This window comes from Hymenobacter canadensis (assembly GCF_027359925.1).
Lineage (GTDB): Bacteria > Bacteroidota > Bacteroidia > Cytophagales > Hymenobacteraceae > Hymenobacter > Hymenobacter canadensis.
Map to the genome: position 1 here is coordinate 1,213,226 of NZ_CP114767.1, position 23,684 is coordinate 1,236,909.

Annotated in this window: 23 protein-coding genes and 1 tRNA gene; 21 read left to right on the forward strand and 3 right to left on the reverse strand. The window is 62.0% G+C overall.

The genetic code is table 11. The annotated features are described in order from the left end of the window. Positions 1–106 precede the first annotated feature (106 nt). The 15 genes from O3303_RS05295 to O3303_RS05365 all read left to right on the forward strand — a co-directional run bounded on the left by O3303_RS05295 (position 107) and on the right by O3303_RS05365 (position 15,392). Positions 107–493, forward strand: a complete 387-nt coding sequence (locus O3303_RS05295) for a hypothetical protein (protein WP_269561026.1) — start codon at positions 107–109, stop codon at positions 491–493. After that, the gene (locus O3303_RS05300) at positions 493–1,860 is read left to right on the forward strand and encodes a hypothetical protein (RefSeq protein WP_269561027.1); all 1,368 of its coding nucleotides are present in this window, start codon (positions 493–495) and stop codon (positions 1,858–1,860) included. The genes O3303_RS05295 and O3303_RS05300 overlap by 1 nt, the downstream gene beginning before the upstream one ends. A 16-nt stretch (positions 1,861–1,876) precedes the next feature. Beyond that, the gene (locus tag O3303_RS05305) at positions 1,877–2,902 is read left to right on the forward strand and encodes a DUF6712 family protein (protein WP_269561028.1); all 1,026 of its coding nucleotides are present in this window, start codon (positions 1,877–1,879) and stop codon (positions 2,900–2,902) included. Then, positions 2,902–3,441: a phage holin family protein gene (locus O3303_RS05310; RefSeq protein WP_269561029.1), complete on the forward strand. Its 540-nt coding sequence runs from the start codon at positions 2,902–2,904 to the stop codon at positions 3,439–3,441. Before O3303_RS05305 ends, O3303_RS05310 begins: the two co-directional genes overlap by 1 nt. Beyond that, a complete protein-coding gene (locus tag O3303_RS05315; protein ID WP_269561030.1) occupies positions 3,438–3,890 on the forward strand; it encodes a lysozyme in 453 nt (150 codons plus the stop codon). The genes O3303_RS05310 and O3303_RS05315 overlap by 4 nt, the downstream gene beginning before the upstream one ends. Continuing rightward, on the forward strand, positions 3,887–4,282 hold the full coding sequence (locus tag O3303_RS05320; RefSeq protein ID WP_269561031.1) for a hypothetical protein: 396 nt from the start codon (positions 3,887–3,889) through the stop codon (positions 4,280–4,282). Before O3303_RS05315 ends, O3303_RS05320 begins: the two co-directional genes overlap by 4 nt. 27 nt (positions 4,283–4,309) lie before the next feature. Next, positions 4,310–4,600, forward strand: a complete 291-nt coding sequence (locus tag O3303_RS05325; protein WP_269561032.1) for a hypothetical protein — start codon at positions 4,310–4,312, stop codon at positions 4,598–4,600. A gap of 128 nt (positions 4,601–4,728) precedes the next feature. Continuing rightward, positions 4,729–5,532: a hypothetical protein gene (locus O3303_RS05330; protein WP_269561033.1), complete on the forward strand. Its 804-nt coding sequence runs from the start codon at positions 4,729–4,731 to the stop codon at positions 5,530–5,532. After that, entirely contained in the window at positions 5,532–6,065 is a 534-nt protein-coding gene (locus O3303_RS05335; RefSeq protein WP_269561034.1) for a hypothetical protein, read from the forward strand. The genes O3303_RS05330 and O3303_RS05335 overlap by 1 nt, the downstream gene beginning before the upstream one ends. Before the next feature lie 2 nt (positions 6,066–6,067). Continuing rightward, a complete protein-coding gene (locus O3303_RS05340) occupies positions 6,068–8,128 on the forward strand; it encodes a SprB repeat-containing protein (protein WP_269561035.1) in 2,061 nt (686 codons plus the stop codon). Between the two features lie 5 nt (positions 8,129–8,133). Then, the gene (locus tag O3303_RS05345) at positions 8,134–9,540 is read left to right on the forward strand and encodes a hypothetical protein (protein WP_269561036.1); all 1,407 of its coding nucleotides are present in this window, start codon (positions 8,134–8,136) and stop codon (positions 9,538–9,540) included. Further along, positions 9,537–9,989 carry a hypothetical protein gene (locus tag O3303_RS05350; protein WP_269561037.1) on the forward strand — a complete coding sequence of 151 codons (453 nt, stop codon included), beginning with the start codon at positions 9,537–9,539 and terminating at the stop codon, positions 9,987–9,989. The genes O3303_RS05345 and O3303_RS05350 overlap by 4 nt, the downstream gene beginning before the upstream one ends. A gap of 11 nt (positions 9,990–10,000) precedes the next feature. Further along, complete coding sequence (locus O3303_RS05355; RefSeq protein WP_269561038.1) at positions 10,001–13,615, forward strand: phage tail tape measure protein; 3,615 nt, start codon at positions 10,001–10,003, stop codon at positions 13,613–13,615. Positions 13,616–13,780: 165 nt separating this feature from the next. Next, the gene (locus O3303_RS05360; protein ID WP_269561039.1) at positions 13,781–14,548 is read left to right on the forward strand and encodes an HNH endonuclease; all 768 of its coding nucleotides are present in this window, start codon (positions 13,781–13,783) and stop codon (positions 14,546–14,548) included. A 283-nt stretch (positions 14,549–14,831) separates the two neighbouring features. Next, on the forward strand, positions 14,832–15,392 hold the full coding sequence (locus O3303_RS05365) for a hypothetical protein (protein ID WP_269561040.1): 561 nt from the start codon (positions 14,832–14,834) through the stop codon (positions 15,390–15,392). A 392-nt stretch (positions 15,393–15,784) separates the two neighbouring features. Here O3303_RS05365 and O3303_RS21915 read toward each other — a convergent pair whose 3' ends face one another. After that, entirely contained in the window at positions 15,785–16,126 is a 342-nt protein-coding gene (locus O3303_RS21915) for an SH3 domain-containing protein (RefSeq protein ID WP_350356608.1), read from the reverse strand. A 214-nt stretch (positions 16,127–16,340) separates the two neighbouring features. Between O3303_RS21915 and O3303_RS05370 the strand changes: the two genes are divergently transcribed. Then, positions 16,341–16,922, forward strand: coding sequence for a recombinase family protein (locus O3303_RS05370; protein WP_269561041.1), 582 nt, complete (start codon positions 16,341–16,343; stop codon positions 16,920–16,922). An 80-nt stretch (positions 16,923–17,002) separates the two neighbouring features. After that, entirely contained in the window at positions 17,003–17,353 is a 351-nt protein-coding gene (locus tag O3303_RS05375; protein WP_269561042.1) for a hypothetical protein, read from the forward strand. A 46-nt stretch (positions 17,354–17,399) separates the two neighbouring features. Here the strand turns inward: O3303_RS05375 and O3303_RS05380 are convergent, their stop codons facing one another. Together O3303_RS05380 and O3303_RS05385 are read right to left on the reverse strand one after the other, a co-directional pair. Next, positions 17,400–18,488 (reverse strand): tyrosine-type recombinase/integrase, encoded by a 1,089-nt coding sequence (locus O3303_RS05380; RefSeq protein ID WP_269561043.1) that lies wholly within the window; start codon positions 18,486–18,488, stop codon positions 17,400–17,402. 129 nt (positions 18,489–18,617) lie between these two features. Then, positions 18,618–18,691: transfer RNA gene (locus O3303_RS05385), tRNA-Met, on the reverse strand. Positions 18,692–18,828: 137 nt separating this feature from the next. Here O3303_RS05385 and O3303_RS05390 point away from each other — a divergent pair. From O3303_RS05390 to pnp, 4 genes are all read left to right on the forward strand, one after another. After that, positions 18,829–19,242 carry an START-like domain-containing protein gene (locus tag O3303_RS05390; protein ID WP_269561044.1) on the forward strand — a complete coding sequence of 138 codons (414 nt, stop codon included), beginning with the start codon at positions 18,829–18,831 and terminating at the stop codon, positions 19,240–19,242. A gap of 114 nt (positions 19,243–19,356) precedes the next feature. Beyond that, the gene (locus O3303_RS05395) at positions 19,357–20,790 is read left to right on the forward strand and encodes an LptF/LptG family permease (protein ID WP_269561045.1); all 1,434 of its coding nucleotides are present in this window, start codon (positions 19,357–19,359) and stop codon (positions 20,788–20,790) included. Between the two features lie 179 nt (positions 20,791–20,969). After that, complete coding sequence (gene rpsO, locus O3303_RS05400; RefSeq protein ID WP_022823754.1) at positions 20,970–21,245, forward strand: 30S ribosomal protein S15; 276 nt, start codon at positions 20,970–20,972, stop codon at positions 21,243–21,245. A gap of 199 nt (positions 21,246–21,444) precedes the next feature. Further along, entirely contained in the window at positions 21,445–23,604 is a 2,160-nt protein-coding gene (gene pnp, locus O3303_RS05405) for a polyribonucleotide nucleotidyltransferase (protein ID WP_269561046.1), read from the forward strand. The last annotated feature ends 80 nt before the right edge of the window (positions 23,605–23,684 follow it).

Genomic DNA, 23,684 nt, shown 5'->3' on the forward strand with positions numbered 1-23,684 from the left:
GACGCTTTCGGGGGTGGCAGTGAGATTGGCTTTTTCGTTCGTTTCCGGTGCCTGGGGGCGGTTTCGTGTCCTTTTTGCGGGGCGCGCCGGCCGGCAGTTTTGCGACATGGAAACCCCCGCACCACTTCGCTTAAAGGACGCGCTGGCTTTGCTGGAAGGCGAGGCCCCGGTGTCGGTGCGCTACGTGAAAGCCAACCGCCGCACCGGTGAGGCCGGCGCCTTCGGCACGCTGCCCGCCGCCCGCATTGGCCGCGGCAAGAAGGCCCGCACGGCCACGTTGCGCGCCGCCACGCCGGCCGAGGAAACCGCCCTGGCCGCCGCTGAAGCCGCGGCCGGCATTCCGCCGCCGGAGCTGCTGCCCGTGCCCAACCCCAAAAATCCCAACCACTACGCAAACGCCACCCGCAACCTGGTGGACACGCGCACCGGCAAGCTGGTCAAGGTGCATATCTACCTCATCGTGGCCGTGCAGGGCCGCAAAGTCATCCTCTAATGGAGCAAGTAGTATTCAATAGCGGCGCGAGCGTCGCTTATCTGAACGGGTCGGTGTTCCGCCTGGGCGGGGCCATGGGCGCCGCGAAGGGTACCGCGAAGGGCGCCGGCGTGAAAACCGGCCCCGTGGACGGCGACGTGCCCACTTCGCCGCTGGTCAAGGGCCAGTCGGGCGACGTGGCGCTATGGGGTGACTCGAACGACTTTCCGCAGCAGGTGCTGAGCGAAATTTCCAAGAGCAGCATCATTCCGGCCGTGCTGGACTGGAAAACCCGCGCCATCAATGGCAAGGGCATTGTCTACGGCAAGGTGGTCGACTACGACAAGGACGGCAACGAGGTGTTTCAGCGGGAGAAAAACGACGAAATCCGCGACTTCTTTCGCCGCTCTAACATCGGCCGCTACTCGTTCGAGGGCATCCAGAACCTGGTCAACTTCGCCAACGGCTTCCCCGAGCTGATTCTGAGCCGAGACCGGAGCATCATCACCAGCCTGAGCGTGCCGGACACGGCCTTCAGCCGCTACTCCGTGCCCAAGCCAAACATGGCCGTGCCCGAGTGGCTGCACATCTCGGCCAATTGGCCCGAGGCCAAGCCCGGCGACGGCTTCACGACCTCAGTGCCGGTGCTCGACCCCTACTTCGACGTGGTGGAAAGCCTGCGCGCCGACACGCGCGGCTACAAGTACATCTACCCGCTCTCGCTGCCCTCGCCCGGCCAGGCCCTGTACCAGCTCATTGCGTGGAACAGCATCCGCAAGTCGGGCTGGCTGGACGTGGCCCTGGCCATACCCGAGTTCAAGAAGGCGCTGTTCAAAAACCAGCTCAGCCTCAAGTACATTATCGAGGCCCACGAGGGCTACTGGAAGTGGAAGTACCCGGACTGGGACACCAAGCTCACGGAGGATCGTCGCGGCATCATTGCCGCCGAGCTGGCCGAGTTTGAGAAGACCATGGCCGGCGCCGACGGGGCGGGCAAGTCGATTCTGACCATCACGTTCACCGATCCGCAGTCGGGCGAGCTGATCCAGGCCTTCAAGGTGACGGCTATCGACGACAAGATCAAGTCGGGCATTTACATCGAGGACTCGCAGGAAGCCAGCAGCCACATCTACACCGCCCTGCAGGTGGACCCGACGCTTTCCGGCATCTCGCCCGGCAAGGGTATGGGCGCCGGCTCGGGCTCCGACAAGCGGGTGGCCTTCAATGCCTTTATCGCCACGCACTACTACCTGCAGCAGCTCATCATCGAGCCGCTGAACCTGGTGCGCGACTACAACGGCTGGGACCCCGACATCGAGTTTCGCTTCCTCAATCCGCAAATCAACACGCTGGACCAGGCCACCGAGGCCCCGGCCAAAACTGCCTAAAGAAACCTGGCTAACGATGCTGCTGACCCTACTAAAGACCTGTGAAGAGCTGCGCCGCTACGTGCGCGTGGAAACCAGCGACGTGCCCGAGCCGGTGCGCCGCGAGCAGGAGCGCCTGCGCGGCGCGCTGTTACTGCCCGTGCTCGGCGCCGAACTGCTGCGCTGGCTCGATGCGCAGTACGCGGCCGGCCTGCTGCCCGAGCACGACTCGCCGGCTGCCGAGCTGCTGCGCCTGGTGCAGGCGCCGCTGGCCCGGCTGAGTTTGGCCGGCGCGCTGGACGAGCTGCAGGTAACCATCGACGAGACCGGCGTGCACATTCAAACCACGCAGACGCACAAAACGGCCTTTCAGTGGCAGATCAACAGCCTGGCCAAGACGCTCAGCCGCAGGGGCTACGCCGATATGGTCGTGCTGCTGCGCTGGCTGGAGCAGAACTACGCCACCGCGACTGAGCTGCCGCTGCAGGCCTGGGCCGCCGGCCCCGGGCGCCACCACCGCCGGCAGCTGCTCACCAGCCCCGACGAGTTCAGTCGCTTTGAGAACATCCAGGACTCGTGGCCGGTGTTCGAGGCCCTGCGGCCGCTACTCAGCCGGCAGGAGCTGTTCGTGTTGGAGCCGCAGTTGGGCTACGATTACCTGAGTGAGCTGCGCGAGCAGGTACGCACCCGCACCGTGACGCCCGAAAACGAGGAGCTGCTCGAGCAGTTCGTGCGGCCGGCGCTGGCCAGCTCCACGCTGGCCCGGGCCGTGCCCGAGCTGGGGCTGCGGCTGACTGGCGACGGCATCGAGCTGATGATTGCCCGCGTCGACGACTCGAACGCGAAAGAGGCCGACGCTGGGCTCGACCAGTTGCTGCAGGCCCGGGCTTTCGAGTCCCAGCGCGCGGCCGACATCCTGCTGGAGAAGATGCGCCGCTTTCTCAACCAGCGCGCCTCCGCCACCCGCTACGCCACCTACTTCACCCTGGGACCCTACCGCGCGCCTGACGCGCCGGTAGGGTCCCTGAATACCGCGGAATCCCGCGTTTTCCGCGCCTGCTAATGCTGTCACTTATCCTGCACCCACGCGTGCTATCCGTGCTGGAAAAAGCGTGGCATCTGTTCGAGAAATACGTGTTCAACGACTGGAACGCGCTAGCTTTTCTGATGGTGCTGTTCCTGCTCGATACGGGCCTGGGCATGGCCCGCAGCTTCCGGCAGGGGCGCTTCCACTCGCGCGGTATGCGCCAGATGTTCACCAAGCTGCGCGACTACGGCGTGGGCATCGTCGTGGCCCACGTGTTCTGCAACATCGAAGTCGACGGCAGCAAGTTTCCCTGGGCCGAGTACATGGCTTTCGGCGTGAAGGGCGCCATTTACTTCTTCATCCTGCTGATCGAAACCAAGAGCATCGACGAGAACCTACGCGGGCTTGGCGGCCTGGGGTTGCCGCTGCCCAAATTTCTGCGTCGCGGCATGACCGATTGGGAGGAAACCGGCCAGTTCCGCAGCAAAACGCCCCCGGACGAGCAACTGCCCACCATGCCTGAACCTGATTCAACCACGGCGCCCACTCAGGGCGCCATAACCCCCGCCATATGAGCGTACACAGGAAAACCGACGCCGCCGGTCGGGCCTTTATCACGAAGGAAGAAGGCGAAGTGCTCCAAACCTACCGGTGCGCCGCCGGCGTGGCCACCATCGGCGTGGGCCATACCGGGCCCGACGTGCTGGCCCGCATGCGCATCACCCGCGAGCAGAGCCAGATGCTGCTCAGCCAAGACCTGGCGCGCTTCGAGGCGGCCGTCAACCGGGTCGTGACCGTGCCGCTGACCCAGAACCAGTTCAACGCCCTGGTTTCGTTCGCCTTCAACCTGGGCGAAGCGGCCCTGGCCAAGTCCAGCTTGGTGCGCTACGTCAATACCACGGCCGTCCGCGACCAAGCCACGCTGCAGAACTACTTCCGGATTTGGCGCAACGTGAACGGCAAGCCAAATGCTGCTATCGAAGCGCGCCGGCTGCGCGAGGCCGCCTTATTCAGCAAGCCATGAAGGGGCTGCGCTTCCAGGATTGGGTGCTGATTGCGCTGGTATTGCTGCTTTTCTGGCTGGGTGCCGGCTGCGCCTCCGTGCGCCCGGTACCGGCGCTGGTGCGCGCGCCCAGCCCCGACTCGCTGAAGGCGCTGGCCGCGCTGCCGGCCTACCTGGTGCCGCCCCCGGCGCAGGCCTCGGCCCGGCAGGTGGCGCGCTGGACCGACGCCCAGACCCAGGCCCTGGCCAACGTCAACGCGCCGGATCGGGGCCGGGTCAAGCTCAAGAACGTGGGCAACACCGACTCCGACGTGTCGGTGCAGCAGGGGCTCACCGGCCGGCAGCTCAGCACCGCGGCCGTTATCGTGGCCTTGGCGGGCCTGGTGCTCTGGCTTAAGCCCTGGCGCCGGTAAATCATTTACCCTTTTTCGTTTCTGCTCATGGCCAACACACGCCAGCGCCCCATCGGCTTCGGCCGGGAAAATGAATCTGACCCCAACGGGACCGGCGACGGCTTCCAGTGGCAACCTGGCGACGCGGTGCCCGAGGAGCCGGCCCCTGATCCGCCGCCGCGCCAACCTAAGGCCGAGCCGGTCTACGTCGGAACGGGGGAGGGCCTGGCCATTCTGGCCGCCTATGATCTGTTTGCCCTAACGCCGCTCAGCAACCTGGAGCAGCAACTGCTGCAGGTGGTGGCCGGGCTGGAAAAACGAATTGAGGAATTAGTGTAGGTTTGCCGTGCCGGGTTTACAGGTGTGTGTCCTGGCCTGAATCACCTACTGCAACTCGAAGCCTCGCCTCACCAGCGAGGCTTTTTCGTGTCCTTTTTCACCGAGGTAGCCGGCGGCAGTTTTGCCCCATGATACCGCTGCAGATCTGGGGCACGAAGTACTCGGTGCCCGCTTCCTGGAATGAACTCACCCGCGCCCAGCTGCTGGGTGTAATGGGTATCCTGTATGGCTCCCCCGAGTGCCCGCCGCTGCCGCCCCGGCTGCGCCTGCTGGCCGTGCTGAGCGGCGTGCCAGTGGCCCAGCTGCTGGCGCTACCGGCCGTGCAGTGCGTGCAGCTCTATGCGGCCACTGACTTTGTCTTTGACGAGCAGCAGCGCCTGACTGAGCAGCTGCTGCCCGAGCTGCAGGCGCTGGGCTCCCGCGTGCGGTGGGTGGGGCCGCGCAGCAGCTTTCGCAACCTACTCTTCGGCGAGTTCATCTTCGCCGATACCTATTTCCGGGCCTGGAGCACGCACCGCTCGGCCCAGGCCCTGGACTGGTTTCTGGCCACGCTTTACCGCCCGCTGGTGCCTGGCCTGGGCCCGAGCGACGTGCGCTGGCAGGGCGATAGGCGCGAGCCCTTCAATGAGCACCGCACCGAGTACCTGGCCCAGACGCTGACCCGCATTCCGGACGCGCAGAAGCTGGCCATTGCCACCTGGTACCGCGGCTGCCGCGGCCAGCTCGAGCAGGAGTTTCCGGAAGTGTTCGAGGTGCACGAGGCCGACGCCGGCAGCGCCCAGCAGGCCGGCGACTGGGGCCGGGTGCTGCGCAAGCTCTCCGGCGGCGCCTTCGGCACGCTGGAGCAAACCTCCCGCCAGCACGCACGCACCATCCTGGCCGAAATGCAGGATCTGGCCCGCGACTACGCCAAAGCTAAACGCTCTACTTAATGCGCACTACCGAATACAACGCCCTGTTCCGGGGCCTGGCCACGCGCCACAAGCTGATCCAGCACACCGAGGCGGCCCCGCGCTACGCCCGCATCGTGGTCAGTATCGACCCCTACCAGAAGGTGGTGGACATGCACGAGCTGATGACTAAGATTATCGGCGTGCGCCTGAAGCCCGGCCCGGGCGAGCAGGTGCTGGTAGTAGAGAGCTTCCACACCCAGTACCGCGAGGCGGGCGACAACCGCACCCGCCTGCGCTCGGGTGCCTTCATGGTGCTGCAGCAGGTCAAGACCAAAAACCACGACGCCATCGAGCAGGTGCTCGACGCCACCGAGCAGACCGGCGAGCAAATCCTGGGCGCCATCCTGGCCGACTCCAAGTACCAGGTGAAAAACCGCTTCGATCCAAACAGCATCACCAGCGACGAGCTGGGTCCGCTCGGCGACGGCACCTGGTACGGCACCCGCTTCGACTTCGACTTTGTCACGCCGGCCTCGGCCGCGCTGGCCTACACCCCCGACGCATTCATCTAACCATGGCAGGAGAACGGTACGCCCAACTTATCCTCAACAGCATCACCCCGGCCCCGGGCGATGAACTGTCCATCTGGCTCAACGGCGCCTACCAGCGCTTCGTGGCTTCGGCCGCGCAGTTTCCTTCGGATCCGGAGGAGTACTACTGCCAGGGCGACTACAGCGGCGCCGGCAGCAACCTGGTGCGCTACGCCAACGCCGTAACCCTGCACGACGCCATCGAGGCCCGGCTCACGGCCCTGGGCGTGCCGCTGGCCTACACGCTGGCCGTGGCCTCGGACTCGTTCACCAGCAACGGCGTCATCACCATTACGGCCCGGTCTTACGACCTGCAGTGGGACTTTGCGCCCACCACCAGCCCGCGTCTGAACTTGGTGTACTCGGAGCAAAGCCTGCCCGCCATCCGGCCCATCACGCTGGGCGTGGAGGTGGACCCGGTGCTGCGCTTCGGGCAGGCCACCGGTGCCATTCGGCTGCTGCCCACGGCCGTGGGCGCCGTCTCGTTCACCTACGCGTGGGCGGATGGGCCCACCACCCAGAACCGCAGCAACCTGCTGGCCGCCGACTACACCGTAACCGTCACGGCCGACACCGGGGCCTCGCTCACGCGCGTCATTGCCGTCGAGCAGAATCCGCGCCTGAGCGTGGTGGTGCGTAAGTTCGACGACTCGATCCTGCTCACGGTGAGTGGGGGCGTGGCCCCGTACACCTTTGCCTGGCAGGATGGCCCTACCACGGCCAGCCGCTACAACCTGGCCGCTGGCAGCTACGAGTGCACCATCACCGACGACGAGGGGGCTACGGTCACGATTTCGGTGGAGCTGGAGGCCAGCCGCTATTACTTCTCGCGCAACCCTATCACGCTGCCGCTCGATGCCGGCGACGCGTACCGCGCCGACCCCAGCCTCAAGCCCAACCTCACGTTTCTGTGCGAGGTGTTCATCGAGCCCGAGTATCTGAGCGGCGAGTTCGTGCGCGTCGGCGCGCCAGTCGAGCAGCCGGCTGACCGGCAAGGGCGCACCGTGTTCCAGGTCGAGGAGCTGCTCGACGCCTACCTGGACTATTACGTGCCGGCGCCCGACCAGCGGCGCATCGCCCGGGCCGACCCGCTGTTCCGGCGCTTTTATTTGCAGCACGCCGAGATGTACGGCGCGCCGGCCGAGCGCGCCGGTACCACGACGCTGCTGCAGCATTACGTACTGCTGGGCGGGCTGAGCGGCTACGAGGCGGCGCAGCGCACATTTTTCACTTCCTACCAACCGGCGCATCGGCCCTTCTTTACCTGGCAGCCGCGCGAACTGCTGGTGGCCCCGGACCAGCCCGAGTTCCTGCTCTTTCAGGTGCCCACGGCCACGCTGCCGCTGATCCGGCAGATAGCGGTGGCCACTTATCAGGACGGCAGCACGGCCACCGTGTTTGTGGACGAGGTGGAGGGCCCGCGCCGTTACGAACTCTACTGCCTGCCGGCCGGTCGCGCGCAGCTGGCCCTGCCCGAGCCGGCCGGCAAGCACCTGGTCAGCTGGGAAGTGTTTGTGGTCGACGAGGACGGCGTGGCTCAGAGTGAGCGGCGGCGCTACGTGCTCGACCGCCGGCTAGTGGCCCAGCGCCGCTACGTGCTCTACGCCAACTCGCTGGGCGGGCTCAACACGGCCGCTTTTCTGGGCGAAGCCCAGCTGGATGCCGAGGTGAGCGGCGAGGAGGCCGAGCGCGGGCCCGTGCCGTTTCCGGATCCGCTGGCCGGCGACGTGCTGGTGCTGGACCGCTCGCTGCGCCCGGTGGTGAAGCTGGCCAGCGGCGCGCGCGAGAACTCGCGCGAGTGGCTGGCTACGGCCCAGGACCTGCTGCTCTCGCGCCGGGTGCTGCTGCTGGGCCCCGGGCGCCGGTGGCTGCCGGGCGTGGTCAAGGTCCGCACGGTGCCGGTGCTCAAGGAAGGGGAGTGGCAGCAGACGCTGGAACTGGACTTTCAACTGCCGCGCGAGCGGCACTACACGCCGGCGCTGCCGGTGGTGCCGGCCGGCCAGCCGGTGCCGCCTGTGCAGCGCCAGGATCTGCTACTGCCATGATTGGATTGAAAACTTCCCGCGGCTGGCTGGATCTGCTGCCCGGCACCGTGGGCATCGAAATCAGCAACCCCTACTTCCGCTACGACGCCGTGCCGGGCGTCACGACCTACCCGTTTGGGCTGCCGATGACGCCGCCCAACCTGCGCCACCTCAACTTCCCGCACGTGCTGGCCGCCCAGGGCGAGCTGCCGGCGCCCGAGCCGGTGGAGTTTTACCTCGACGGCCTGCTCTGGCGGGTGGGCAGCCTCGTGTACCAGGAACATCAGCCCGAAAAGCGGCTGCTCCAGTACAAGTTCGTGGCCGGCGCCACCGACCTGCAAAGCCGCATCGACGGGCTGCTGCTGGGTGCGCTCAACCTGGGGCAGGTGCCACTGGAGCTGCGCGCTGACGCCCCAGACTATGCGCTGGGCACGATCCGCAACACGGCCTTCTACGGCGACAAGAACCCGGCTTACTCGGGCTACCTGAACCAGTATGCCGGTGGCTATACCGGGGTGGCCGTAGCCCCGCAGTTGCGGCTGGTGCCGCTGCTGCGCCGGGTGCTGGCGGCCGTCGGCTACACGGTATCGGGCGAGTGGCTCAGCGACGCCTCAGTGCAGCAGCTGGTCGCGTACTCCGACCGGGTGGCCGAGGACGCGGTCGGCGTGCGGCTGCCGGAACTGGTGCTGAGCCGCCACGTGCCGGCCGAGCTGAAGGTGGGCGCGCTGCTCGTAGAGCTGCAGAAGCTCTTCGGGCTGGGCTACGACTTCGATCTGGCCCGGCGCGAGCTGCGCATCGTGCGCCTGCGCGACGTGGCGCTCGACGACGAGTACTTGGTGCGCGACGCCGGCCAGCTCACTCGCGCGCTGCCGACCGCTTATGAGGGCTACAGCCTGGAATTCAGCTTTGAATCCGACGACGAGCAGCTCAAAGGCTTTGATAACAGCTGGGCCAAGTTCTTGCTCGGCGCTGGCAAGACGCCCATCAAGGCCGACGCCGGCACGCTGCACTGCCTCACCGATGGCGCGACCGGGCAGGCAATGCCCCACATCGTGGCCAAGGGCGCCTCGCCGGCCTACGGGCTGGGCGACGACTCGCGCTGTGGGCTGCGGCTGCTTTTCGACCGCGGCCTGCAGGCCGGCTATCCGCAGTGCACCAACGGCCGCGAAGCCGGCAGCGCACTGGCCCTGCAGTGGGCCGGCGCGAACGGGCTTTACGCGCAGTGCCACCAGTCCTGGCTGGAGCTGCTGGCCCGCGCCGGCAGTGAGGAGCGTGTAGTGCCCTTCCGGGTGGGCGACTTGCTGGCGCTGAATCCCGGCCGCAAGGAGATGCTGGGCCCGCGCAAGTACCTGTGGGAGAAGATTTCGCTCACTGCCAGCACGGCCCGCCGCCTGGAGTCGGCCCGCTGCACCTACCGTCCCGTGCGCCGATGAGCCAGAACCCAGATATCATCCGGCAGGAGCTGGAAGTAGCCAACAAGTGGCTCGACATCAGTATCGAGCGGTTCGTGGCCAACATGCGCAAGCTGAAGATTGTGGATACGGGCACGCTGCTCGACAGCTTCAAAAAGCAGGTGGTGGGCTCCTCTGAAGGGCGGCTGCAGCTGCAGCTCAGCTATGCGCTCTACGGCAAGTTCGTGGACATGGGCGTGGGCCGTGGCATGGGCCAGGGCGTGCGCCGGGGCGACGACGGCTACGACCGAATCCGGCAGAGCCGTGGCCGCCTGAAGCGCTACAACCGCAAAAAGCGCAACTGGTACTCGCGCGAGATGGGCTACCAGATGAAACGCCTCAGTGAGCTGATGAGTGAGTTGCACGGCATGCTGCTCATCAGCGCCACCTCGGACGCGCTGCCGTCCGAGGACGTGACCCTTACCTTTTAAGCTAAGTACCCATGGCAGATACTACCGAAGAACGGAAAGTTAAAATCGTCCTTGATGCGCAGCAGCCTAATGCCAGCATCAAGGAAATGGCGGCGGGTGCGGCTGTGCTTAACAGCCAGCTCTCGAAAATGGCGGCCGATGACCCCGGTCGGGCTAAGCTCCAGGATGACTTCGCGCGGCTCACGGCCCGCATCTCCGAAACGCGGGCCGAATTGCGCACCATCATCCAGACGGAGGAGGAGCTGGCCGCAGAGCAGGCCAAGCTGGCCGAGCAGACGCAGGCCTTGGCGGCCGCGCAGGAGCAAACCGTGCGTAGTGGCCAGCAGGCCACGGCATCGATGCGCGAAATGAAGGATGCCGCGGCTATTCTTAGCCAGCAACTGGAGAATACGCGCACGGACGACCCGGGCCGTGCGGCGCTGCTGCGCGACTACCAGGTACTGCAGCAGCGCATCAGCGCGGCCGGTGAGCAGATGCGCACCTACCAGAAAACAGCTGAGGAGTTAGCCGAGCAGCAGCGGCAGCTGGCGGCTGAGACTGAGCGGCTGAATCAGGAAAACCGCGAAGTCATTCTGAACGGGCAGAAAGTCAATGCTTCGTTCAAGGAAATGAAAGACTCGGCAGCGTTGCTGGAGCGGCAGCTGCACGAGTTGTCAGCCGACGACCCGGGCCGGGCGGCTATGCTGCGCGACTATCAGCAGCTGCAGAAACGCATCCACGATGTGCAGCAGGAGATGGGCGACACGGCCGAGAAGGGCTTTACCATGAAGGACGCCTTGCTGCTGGGTGGCGTGGAGGTCGGCCTGGAAGCAGCTGTCGACGTGGTCAAGGAGCTGGGGGCGGAAATTGCTCAGACGGTCAAAGAGTTCGAGGACCTGCGCGGCAAAGTCAATACGCTCACCAATGCCACCGGCGCGGAGCTTGACCAGCTCACGAGCGGCGTGGCGGGCCTGGCCAAGACGTTTAACAAAGAGTACGACGAGATTCTGGTGGCCAGCAACTCGCTGGCCAAGCAGATGGGCATTTCCCAGCAGGAGGCCCTGCGTCTGATTGAGCAGGGCTTCATTGCCGGCGCCGACGTCAACGGCGAGTTTCTCGACCAGCTTAAGGAGTACCCGGCCCAGTTCAAGGCAGCCGGCGTGTCGGCCGACGAGTTCGTGGGCATCATCAGCCAGTCACAAACCAGCGGCGTGTTTTCCGATAAGGGCGTCGACGTGGTCAAGGAGTTCGGTCTGCGCATCCGCGAGCAGACCTCGGCCACCAAGGACGCACTGTATGCCGCCTTCGGGCCCGAATTCACCAAGGAAATCCTTGACGGCGTCAATAACGGCAGTATCTCGTCGGTGCAGGCTCTGGAGCGGGTGTCGCAGAAGATGAACGACACGCAGATTCCGGCCGCCCAGCTGCAGACTGTGATTGCCGACGTGTTCGGCGGGCCGGGTGAGGATGCCGGCCTGGACTACCTGAAGTCGCTGAAAAACGTGGGCACGGGTATCGACGCGTTGGTGGATAAAAACAACGTGTACGTGCAGCGCCAGCAGGAGCTATTGGCCTCTAATAAGCAACTGGCCGCCACGCAGAACGAGCTGGCTAAGGAGTTTGAGGGTACCGGCAACAGCCTGCAAGTGCTCGGCAACGAGGGGATGGTGTTCATCTACACGCTGCTGACCTCACTTATTGTCACGTTCAAAGAGCTGACGGCCCCGCTGCGCGAAATCTGGGACGAGCTGGGCCGGCTGGCCGAGTCGTTTGGCCTGGTAGCAAAGGAGGGCAGCCTGGCCAAGGATATTGCCAATGGCATCGGTGCCGTGCTACGCTTTCTGCTCACGCCCACGCGCCTGGTCTACGAAGGGTTTGGGATGCTGGCCCGGGCACTGATCGAGTGGGTGAAGCAGTCGGAGCCGGCCAAGGCGGCGCTGCTGGTGATGATTGCGCCTCTGCGGCTGCTGTTTGATTTGCTGCGCGACTCGCCGGCGTTCTTCGAGGGGTTCGTGGCGGCCGGCTCCTCAGCCTTCACCCGGGTGGGTCGGGCCTGGAAGGCGGCCCTGCGCGGCGACTTTTCCGGGGCCATGCAGGAGTTTGCCGATTTGGGCGCCGGCGCTGCGCGCGAGTACCTGCGGGCCTTCAACGCGGCCCGGGCCCTACGGCCCGAGGCGCAGGCCAGCGAAACCAGTAGCAACGGGGGCGAGGATCCGGCTGGTAAACCGTCTGGTGGTGGCGATGGTACGACGGAAAAAGACCGCGCTAAGGCCGCCGCCGACGCCGCTAAAAAGGAGCGTGAGGAGCGAAAAAAGACCGATCAGCAGCACCTGGCCGACCTGAAGCAATGGGTGGCCGAGGAAGGCGCTCTGCTGCTGCAGCGCAATGTGCTGAAGGAGCAACTAGGGGCGCGGGAGCTGGACGATGCTGCGTTGCGGCGCGAGCTGGAGCGGCAGAAGCTCTTCGAGGCCGCCACGGCTAAGGTCGACAAGCTCACTGGGCTGGAGGCCGATTACACCGAGCAGGTCAAGGCCATCGTCGTCGAGCGCGACCTGCAGCTGCGTGAGCTGGTCGACAAGCATAAGGCAGAAGAGGAGGAGCGACGGCTGAAAGCCCTCGACGAGAAGCTGGCGCTGAACGAGGCGGACGCCGAGGTGGCCCTGGCCGAGCTGGAGCTGAAGCTGGCTAATGGCGTGCTTAATGAGCAGGCCTACCAGGACGCGGTGTACGCTGTCAAGCAGGCTGCCCACGCCCGGGAGCTGGCCCTGCTGCAGGAGCAGGGCGGCAAGGAGTCGGCCGAGTACAAGAAGGCCAACGCGCAGTTCCTGCAGGAGCAGGCCGCGCACGTGGCCAAGCGCAAGGGGCTGGACGAGGGGCTGGTCAAGTTTCAGCAGGGCCTGGCGGCCGTGCGCAAGCTCATCGGCTCGGAAGAGCTGGGCGCGCTGGCCGAGGTATTCGGCAAGAAGTCGGTACTCTACAAGGCGTTTGTCGTGGCCCAGAAGGCGCTGGCGCTGACCGAAATCGGGCTGAACCTGTCGGTCGAGATGGCCAACAACGCCAAGGCGGCCGCCCAGAACCCGCTAAACGGGCCCACAGCCGGCGCCGCCGGGGCCACGCAGCTGTTCGTCACCAACGGCCTGTCGCTGCTGCGCGCCGGCCTGGCCTCGGCCAAGGTGGTGGGCTTCCGCGAGGGTGGCCCTACCAGCGCCTCGGCCGGCAAGGGCCTGCTGGATCTGAATCAGCTGCGCGTGTCGCCGGGCGGCGAGCTGCTGGACCAGGACGGGTTTGCCGTGGCCGGCCTGGTGCACAAGAACGAGTACGTGATTCCTGAGTGGATGCGCGCCGACCCGAAGGTAATGCAGGTGGAGCAGTGGCTGGAGCAGAAGCGCCAGCGTGGCGGTGGCAGCTACCGGGAGGGCGGCCCCACCACCGAGGGCGATAGCCCAGTGCCGGTCGGCGCCGGCCTAGCAGGCGAGTCGTCGGAGGTGACGGCGTTGCTACGCACGCTGGTCGAGGGGCAGCGCCGGCAGGACGAGCGCATCGACACCTGGGCCCGGGAGCTGACCGTGGTGCAGCAGATGTACGAGCTGGACCAGGCCTACGACACCTATAAGAAGGTCAACCAGCAGAACGGCGTTACTACTTAACGGGGTGCTTAGACTCGCGCTTTTATCTGCTTTCTTTGGGATTCTTGGTAAGGGCTTACGCCAAGGATGAAGTCGGATTCTGCCGCTGAGGCATACAGCAGAATCTGACGTTACCTCCCAGAAAGAGTCTTACACCCAACACTTCTCTTACTTAAATCACCACGTATGAAAACGGTATTAGTGCAACGGTATGATAACGAGCTTGACATACTAGCAATTGCTGAGCGAGGCTATAGCGACGTATATGATAGAAGCAAAAGAGAAGACTTTGATCTAGTACTCGTAGTGCCTACCAGTGCAGCTCGCACTAGTGTGACGGTGGTCGCTACACCCACCTCGAAGCAATACAAACCAACGGATGACAGTCCAGCCTGGCCAGGTAAACCTGACAACTATAAAGTCAGAATTGACGTGCGCAATGTGCGCTATACAAGTGTTGAACGCGTCAAAGCGGCATTTGCGAGTGCTGGGCTAACCTGGGCGGCTGCGTGGAAGATCATGGTGGCCGACCTTGAGGAAGAAATCTTCCTAGAGCCCGCAGATTTGGCCACACTCGAAATGGAAGCGGAAGCGGCCAGTGCCACAGGCGCAGGCACCAGCGGCCTCTTTGAAGGAAGCGATACGCGCATCCCCGTTAACCGATATGAGCGCAACCCCGTCGCTCGACGCCAGTGCATTGAGCACTATGGAGCAACGTGCAGTGTATGTGGATTCGATTTTGGGCGGGCCTACGGCGACCAGGCGAGTGGGTATATCCACGTTCACCATCTGATTCCCTTGTCACTTAGGAAGCAAGAGTACGAAGTAAAGCCTATCGAAGACCTAAGGCCCGTCTGCGCGAACTGTCACGCTGTACTTCACCTACGCAATCCACCTTATTCTATTGAAGAGCTGAAGCAATCCTTGAAATACACGCCAGTTTTTCAGTCTTAGAGTTTAAAGGCCGCTGCTGTCGTTGAGCTACTAGTGCATGGCATTGCCCGAGAAATCGTGGGCAATAACGTGATTATGACCAGAAGGTAGTGTTCAGATTAGAACTCTATTTTGAACGGTTGTGCTACCCACGCTAACGCCCCCGAAAACGCGGTTTTTCGGGGGCGTTAGCGTGAGGTGTTATGAACATGCCTTTTGTAATATTGTGTAAAAGACCGTTTTCTTGAACGAAGGTAGCTACTAGAAGGAGCCGCTATTTCATACCGCCTTACCCTACCTCTTTATGAAATTTCTAGTCTTTTTGATAGGTCTCGCTCTATTGGGCGCAACGGCATGTCAACCGCCAGAAGAGGAGCCAATCCTACTAAACCCAACTCATCAGGCAGTAGTTGCGGAAGTTTATTATGCTATTCAATCTGCGTATGAGCTGTCATCCCCAGATACGATGCGTTTTGCGTTGCGTCACCGATTCATCAGCAGGCATGACCCACGCCGCACGCTGGAGGACGCCCACTCTTTTCTTGAGGGTAACCATATAGACGTGCCAGCTGATTGGCCGCTCGTCATCACGCCGGCGGCTCCAGCGGTGGCGCCCCCATACGCCATTACTATTGGTCAGGATCTGCTACGTGTTGTGGTGCTTACCCACGGCGATACGGTGCGAAGCAACATCAACCAGTTCCTCACGGTATCAACTCCCATTCCTTTGCCTGCTGGCCAACAGCTTGTGTACTATGAGATGGGCCACAAGAGAAACATGATGAGTGCCGGCTTCATGCTTCTGGTAGTAGAGCCGACGGGTAAGCGGCGCTTAATAGCCGAGCGAGGAACGTGGAACAACTGACCTGCCGCACCAAAACCGCATATTTGAGGGGAAGAAAGCCAGCAGGAGGAATTTAGGAGAATGCTCATTTCCGTGAACCGCTAGCATCGACCTGCAAGCTACTGCAGCACATGGCGAGTTTAGGAAACTCGTCTACGAATCAAAGTTTACGAAACGCGTCGAGGGGATGAGTTTCGTAAACTCGGTAGCCTCCAAAAAACGCTCGATTTCTGGACACTTCCTGCGCCCACCTCAAAGGCCCTGAAAACACGGTTTTTTGGGGCCGTTTTTGTGACCCTTTTTTGGACACGTTTTTAACACGTATTTTGGTTATCGTAATGCCAGTTATATCCACCGTCTCGAAATCGTGGTAGTTTTGGCCTCCCCGGGCGGGGTACTGCCAGCGGGGTACTTTACCGAGGCAGGTTCGGCACGGTATCACTCAAATACCACCGCGAGACGTAGGCAACGACTCCTTCATCACCTTCTGTGAATTCAACGAGGACCCAATTATGATTCGCGGCCAGCTCCCGCACTCGGAGTGGCGTATGGTACTCCACTTGGTAGATGGCTATGCCGTTCGCTGCGGGTTGCTTGCGCAGATTCAGTAGGCTGGCCGTGACATAATAGGTCGCACCAACCCGCAACGGCTCCACAGTATTCCTTCCTTGGAGGGGAAGGGAAACTACTTCAGAAGCCCTCAGGGCCTCAGGAGGCCCACACAACACACTGCAAAGCCACCAGAACAAGAACATGAACCAAATATAAGAGGGCTATATCCCTTACCAGCTTAGGTTGTTCGTAGCTCAAGCAAAACCAATCGTTTTTGAACTGAGAAGCTCTTTTACGTACTGTAAAAGACAGTTGATAGCACGTAAACTGACCCATAACATTTTACAAACGGACTTTCAGAAAAGGTCATAGGTTTCGGCTTGGTGGTAGCAAGTGCCCAAAACACTATTTTTCAGCATGGAAGCTGCCATCTACGCCCGCGTGAGTACCCGCGACAAGGGTCAGGACAACGAGAACCAACTGCGCGAGTTGCGGGCCTTCGCCGCGCGGCTGGGTTACACAGTATATAAAGAGTACCTCGACACGGAGTCGGGCGGCAAGGCCGAGCGGCCCCAGTTCCAGCAACTCTTTATTGATGCGCACCAGCGGCGCTTCGATGTGGTGCTGTTCTGGGCCCTGGACCGCTTCAGCCGGGAGGGCGTGATTGAAACGCTCAACCACCTGCAGCGGCTCTCGCACTCGGGTGTGCAGTTCAAGAGCTACTCCGAGCAGTACCTGGACTCGACCGGTATGTTCAAGGAGGCCATCATCAGCATCCTGGCCACCATTGCCAAGCAGGAGCGGGTCCGGCTGGGCGAGCGGACAAAGGCCGGACTGGCCAAAGCCGTGGCCAAGGGTGCGACGCTGGGCCGGCCGGGAGTCGACCCTGAGAAGCAGGCGCACGTGCTGCGGCTTAAGGGCACTGGCATCTCGAACCGGGCCATTGCTACTGCACTGGGGCTTTCGCCAAGCACGGTGGCCAAGTACTTAGGCGCGTAGTTTCCTGTCCTTTTAGCAGGCTAAGCTGAGGGTGAGTTTTGGGCTCTTGTTTCACACATCCCAAACCAAACCCCAGTTTTATGAGAAACCTCGTTGTGCTGCTTTTCGGCGGCATCGGGCTGCTGCTGGCCACCGCCTTTAGCGCGCCGGCCTACGCTCAGCAGCCAAGACCAGACCTGGCCACCCTCCACCTGCAGGCGCGCCACGTGCACGTCGACGTGGCGGCTGCCCCAGTTGCAGCCGAGCAGGTGGGTGTGGCCCAGCTGGCGGCCGTGCTGCCGGACGAGCGCCGCAAGCCCCACCCGGAACGGTTCTACACCCGGTGGCGCCGGGTACACGGCCGCTGGTACCAGTTCACCTTCCGGCGCGGTGAGCGACGCGCCATGGTCACGACGCCGGAGCTTGGCTGGCGAAGTAGATTGTTGGTGTAAGTATCAATACAAAGGGCTCTCGGCAGTATGCCGAGAGCCCTTTGTATTAAAAGTCCGGCATTTTGGCCAGTTGATCGTCGTCGTCAAACATGCCCAGCTTGCGCAGGTAGGTGGCCGTGATGCCGGCGTGGGCGTGCCGGCAGTGGCGCCGCACCAGCTCGATGTCCTTGGTGGCCAAGTACAGATTGATGGCCCCGGTGTGCTTGTAGCCATAGACCGTATGCTCGCCATCGAGCAGGCCCACAGCCTCCAGGACTTTGCGGTGGCGCTTGGCAAACCAGTTCTTGCCCACCGGCACGGGGCCGGGCTGCCGGTCGCGGGTGAAGATGTAGTAGTCGGGCGGGTAGCTGCGCAGCCCGGCCTTTTCGATCATCGCCTCGAGCTGGCGCACGATGCCCACGTGCTCGGCCTTGTTGTTTTTGGCCCGGTCGGCCGGGATGAGGACGGTGCGGGTCTTGATATCCTTGACCCGCAGCAGGCGCAGCTCGCTGCCACTGCGGATAAAGCCATAGTAGATGAAGCCGATATAGAGCAGCAGCTGCTCGTCGCCCCGGGCCTGGATTTCGGCCGTGATGCGCTGGCGCTCGGCTTCGGTGTAAGGCGTGTGGATAGGGGAGGCCTCCACCCGGCGCAGCTCCGTGGGCTTGCACGGGTTGCGGGTCAGGATTTCCTGCTTGACCAGGTAGTTGAACGAGGCGTTGAGGCTGTTGCGGTAGTTGTTATAGGTCTTGGCCTCGATGCCGCGCTTGCTTTGCTGCTCGAGAAAGTTGGTGACGTGGGGCAGGGTCAGGTAGCGCAGCGGCAGGTTGCCGAAGAAAGGGTACTCGCGGATGCGGCGCAGGGCCACGTTGTAGAACTCCGTGCCGACGCCGGCGGCCGCCTTGCGCTCGACCACCCACTCGATGGCTTCCTGCACCGTGGCTTTTTTCGGGTCCAGGCCCAGCGTTAGGGCCGGCGTTTCCCCGGCCGTGTAGCCTTCCTCCAGCAGCTGCCGGATTTCAGCCATTCTCTCTTTGCACACCCGCCGCCGCTCCCGCAGCGTGGTGTATTTATTCATGCCCGTGTACTGCTTGCGAACGAAGATTTGCTTGTCCGTATCCCAGATCCGGTAGTCGATATACCACCGTTTGGACATATCGCCATCCGCGTCGAATAGTCGGGGTTCATACTCCGGCGAAAACATGGAGCTGTGATAAAACTGTGATAAAAAGATAAAATGCAACAAAAAACGGCCTCTCCGCAATGGAGAGGCCGTTTTCGTGTGTAGCGGGGACGAGAGTTGAACTCGTGACCTCAGGGTTATGAATCCTGTGCTCTAACCAACTGAGCTACCCCGCCGGGTTTTTGGTGCTGCAAAGGTAAGAACAAGATTTGTTCCGGCACAAGACCTGAAGCAAAAAAAACCCGTGTATATTGCTTCCCTACGGTCTTTGGTGAATGCTGCGGACCAATAAATTCCTAAGTCTGTTCTGCTTATGCCTCTTTCTGCCACACGTCACAAACATCGGTTCACTGTCGAATTTCCTATCAATGCCTCCCCGAAAATCCTGTATCCGTATTTAGCTTCGGCTTCCGGGCTGTCGCAGTGGTTTTGCCAGGATGTGCGTATCGACGAGGATCACCGCTTTAACTTCATCTGGGACAATCAGCCCCATTTCGCAGAAATGAACTCGCACCGCACCAACCGCTCGGTGCGCTATGTCTTCCTCGACCAAAACAAGCGCCATACGCCGGATGCCAACTACCTGGATTTCACGCTGGAAGAGTCGCAGCTGACGCAGGAAGTGTACCTGCGGGTGCTGGACTACTCCGAGGAAACCGACGACGACGAGTTGCAGGGCATGTGGGAAAGCCTGATCGTGAAGCTGCGTGAACTGGTAGGCGGCTAAGCGGGGTTTACACAGTAGAAAAGCGGAGCGGACGCGAAACGGACAGTATCTTCGTTTCCGTTTCGCTCTTTTTTGTGGCCCATTCCCGCCTGCGCGCCCGGTCGCCGCTACTGTATGAAAAAACTCGATAAGCTTATTCTGAAGGCCTTTATGGGGCCGTTCCTGCTCACGCTGGCCGTAGTGGAGTTTATTCTGCTGACGCAGTATATGCTCAAGTACCTCGACGACCTAGTGGGCAAGGACCTGGGAGCCGAGGTGCTGGCGCAGCTGCTGTTCTACTTTGCGGTGCTGCTGCTGCCCATCGCCCTGCCGCTGGCCGTATTGCTGTCGTCGCTGATGACCTTTGGCACGCTGGGCGAACACCACGAGCTGACGGCCATCAAGACCTCGGGCATCTCGCTGACCCGCATTCTGCGGCCGGTACTGCTCACCAGCCTCGCGCTGATGGTGGGGGCCTTCTGGTTCAACAACGCCATTGTGCCCAAAGCCAACCTGAAAGCGTTCAGCCTGCTCTGGGACGTGCGCCAGCAGAAGCTCGCCCTCGACATCCGGCCCGGCGTCTTCTACAACGGCATTCCCGGCTACACCATCAAGGTGAATGACAAGCTGGGCGAGGACGGCGAAATCCTGATGGGCATCATGATTTACGACCATACGCAGGGCTCCGGCAACATGCGCGTAATTCTGGCCGACTCCGGCCGCATGTTCACGCGCTTTGGCGGGCAGTACCTCGGCCTGGAGCTGTTTCGGGGGCAGAGCTACGTAGAGCAGCCCGATGCGCGCAGTCGTTCCGGGGCCACGTTCATCCGGCAGGCCTTCAACCGCAACATGATTACGTTTTCGCTGAAGTCGTTCGACCTCAACCGGACACAGGTGGAGCTGTTTTCTCAGAATAAAATGATGAAAAACATTCCGCAGCTGGAGTCCTACATCGATTCGCTGCAGGGGCGCCTGCGCACCGAGCGGGAGCAGGTGCCCAAGCAGATTGCGCCCTACTACTCCTACCTGCGCTTCGATACCACCGGCCAGGCCCAGAACCGCCGGACCGAGCTGATCCAGGTGGCCGAAACCCGCCTGCCGGTCCTGAACGTGGGCGTGCTGGAACAGGCCACCAACCGGGCCCGCAATGTCCGGGCCTTTGCCGGCACCACCGGCGAGCGGCTGGCTAATCTGGCTAAGGAGTCGGGCAACTACCGCATCGAAGTTTACCGCAAGTACGTGCAGTCGGTGGCCATTTTGCTGATGTTCCTGATTGGCGCGCCGCTGGGAGCCATCATCAAAAAAGGTGGCCTAGGCGTGCCGATTCTGGTTTCCATCCTGTTTTTCATCGTCTACTACATTCTGTCCATTATGGGCGAGAAGTACGGGCGGGAAGGGGTGATGCCCGTCACGGTGGGGATGTGGATGTCGACGGCGGCGCTGCTGCCTTTTGGCCTGTTCTTCCTGTACCAAGCCCGCAACGACTCCGGCCTGCTCGACTGGAACCTGGGGCGTTTTGTGCCTGCGTGGCTGCGCTGGCCATTTCGGGGCTACAAGAAATCCGTTTGATGGGCTGATAAGTTGAAGATGGTCACGCCCTTGCCCTTTTTCGTCCAAGGCAAGGGCACTTCATTGATCAGCACATCAACACGCATCAAATAAATCCTTACCTTTGCCGACACCCCGAAATGCGGGGTGGCTTTCTTTTTTTCATACTTACTATCAAAGACGGGGAAACCTATCTGCCGATGAAACTCACTACCGAAGCAAAACAGGCGATTTTCGAGAAAAACAGCCTGCAAAAAGTAGCCACCGATACGGGTTCGGCCGAGGCTCAGATTGCGCTGTTCACGCACCGCATCACGCACCTCACCGAGCACCTGAAAGTGAACAAGAAAGACTTCTCGACCCGTCTGGGTCTGCTGAAGCTTGTTGGTAAGCGTCGTCGCATGCTGGACTACCTCCAGCACCGCGAAATCAACCGCTACCGCGCCATCATCAAGGAGCTGGGCATTCGTAAGTAAGCCCAATGCCTGGAGCAGGGAGCCTTCCAACCCGGAAGGTTCCCTGCTCTTTTTTTGTCCGAAACCAACAAGTGCACCATTTGCTAGGTTCGGGCGTTGATTTTCCTGAATAAGATTCTTTAGAGCAAAACGGGGCCGCTGCCGGCCCCGTTTTTACGGCTGCTCGCCCGCTGCACGCTTTCCACAAGCACCCTCTCAGATGCCCAATTACACCGCGGTTACCAAACACATTACGCTGCCCGACGGGCGGCAGATTTCCATCGAAACCGGCAAACTGGCCAAATTCGCCGACGGCGCCGTTGTGGTGCGCCTCGGCGACGCCATGCTGCTGGCAACGGTCGTGTCGCAGCCCAGCTCGCGCGGCGACGTGGATTTCCTGCCCCTGTCGGTTGACTACCAGGAGAAATTCGGCGGTGCCGGCAACATTCCCGGCTCGTTCCAGCGCCGCGAAGGCCGCCTCTCGGATGCCGAAATCCTGGTGTGCCGTATCGTAGACCGTATCCTGCGCCCGATGTTCCCAAAGGACTATCACTACGAGGTGCAAGTGATGATTACCCTGATTTCGGCCGATAAGACCGTGCAGCCTGACGCCCTGGCCGCGTTGGCCGCCTCGGCTGCCCTCTCGATTTCGGACATTCCTTTCGCCGGCCCCATCTCAGAGGTTCGCGTAGCCCGCATCGACGGCAAGCTGCAAATCAACCCCCTCACCGCCGACATTGCCCGCGCCGACATCGACCTGATTGTAGGTGCCACCGCTGATTCGGTAGCCATGGTGGAAGGTGAAATGGATGAAGTAAGCGAAGAGGAAATGGTGGAAGCCATTGCCTACGCTCACGAAGCCATCAAGGAGCAGGTGCGCGTGCAGCTGGAACTGGCCGCTGAAGTGGAGAAATCCCACGTGAAGCGCGAGTACCCGAAGTACGAGGAAAACGACGACCTCAAGAAGCGTATTCAGGAAGGTGTGTACGAGCAGGCCTACAAAGTGGCGCACTCGGGCAACCCCAGCAAAGCCGGCCGTAAGGAAGGTTTTGGCGCCATCAAGAAGTCGCTGACTGCGCAACTGCTGGAAGAGCAGCCCGAGCTGGACATGAAGATGTTCGGCCGCTACTACTCTTCGGCGGAGAAGAAGGCTATCCGCGACATGATGATCAAGGAGCGCACCCGCCTCGATGGTCGTCAGCTCACGGAAATCCGCCCCATCTGGAGCGAAGTGAACTACCTGCCCGGTGCCCATGGCTCGGCCCTGTTCACCCGCGGCGAAACCCAGTCGCTGACCACGGTGGCCCTCGGCACCAAGCTCGATGAGCAGATCATCGACACGGCTATGACCTCGGGCTACAGCAAGTTCATGCTGCACTACAACTTCCCGGCCTTCTCGACCGGTGAGGTGAAGCCTAACCGCGGCCCCGGCCGCCGCGAAATCGGCCACGGCAACCTGGCCCAACGCTCGTTGAAGAAGGTAATGCCTTCCGACGACGAGAACCCCTACACCGTACGCATCGTGTCGGACATCCTGGAGTCGAACGGCTCAAGCTCGATGGCCACCGTTTGCGCTGGCTCAATGGCCTTGATGGACGCTGGTATTCCAATCCGCGCTGCTGTTTCGGGCATTGCCATGGGCCTCGTGCAGGACAAGGAAACCGGCGAATACGCCGTGCTTTCCGACATTCTGGGCGATGAGGACCACCTCGGCGATATGGACTTCAAAGTAACCGGCACCGAAAAAGGTATCGTGGCTTGCCAGATGGATATCAAAATCCAGGGCTTGAGCGCCGAAATCATGACGGCTGCGCTGCATCAGGCTCGTGAGGGCCGTCTGCACATTCTGCGCGAGATGGCCAAGACCATTGCGGCCCCCGCAGCTGAGCTGAAGCCTCACACGCCTCGTTCGCACAAGATGCTGATCGATAAGGAGTACATCGGTGCCGTTATCGGACCCGGCGGCAAAGTCATTCAGCAGATCCAGAAGGACACCAACGCCACGGTTATCATCGAGGAGAAGGACGAGAAAGGCCACGTAAGCATCTACGCTTCCAACCAGGAAGATATGCAGGCGGCCATCGACCGGATCCGGGCCATTGCGGCCACGCCGGAAATCGGCGAGACCTACAAAGGCAAGGTGCGCAGCATTCAGCCGTACGGCGCGTTCGTGGAAATCATGCCGGGCAAAGATGGCCTGCTGCACATTTCGGAAGTATCGCACGAGCGCCTCGCCGCGCTGGAAGGCGTGCTGGAAGTAGGGCAGGAGATTGACGTGAAACTGCTCGACATCGACAAGAAAACGGGCAAATACCGCTTGTCGCGCAAGGTGCTGCTGCCGAAACCGGAGCGCGCTGCTGATTCCAACGGCGCAGCTTAACCGCTGCCGCCGAACTTTCGCGGGTACCGGGGTGTTGCTTTCAACTGACCCGGTACCCGCGTTTGGGTATCCCTCGTATA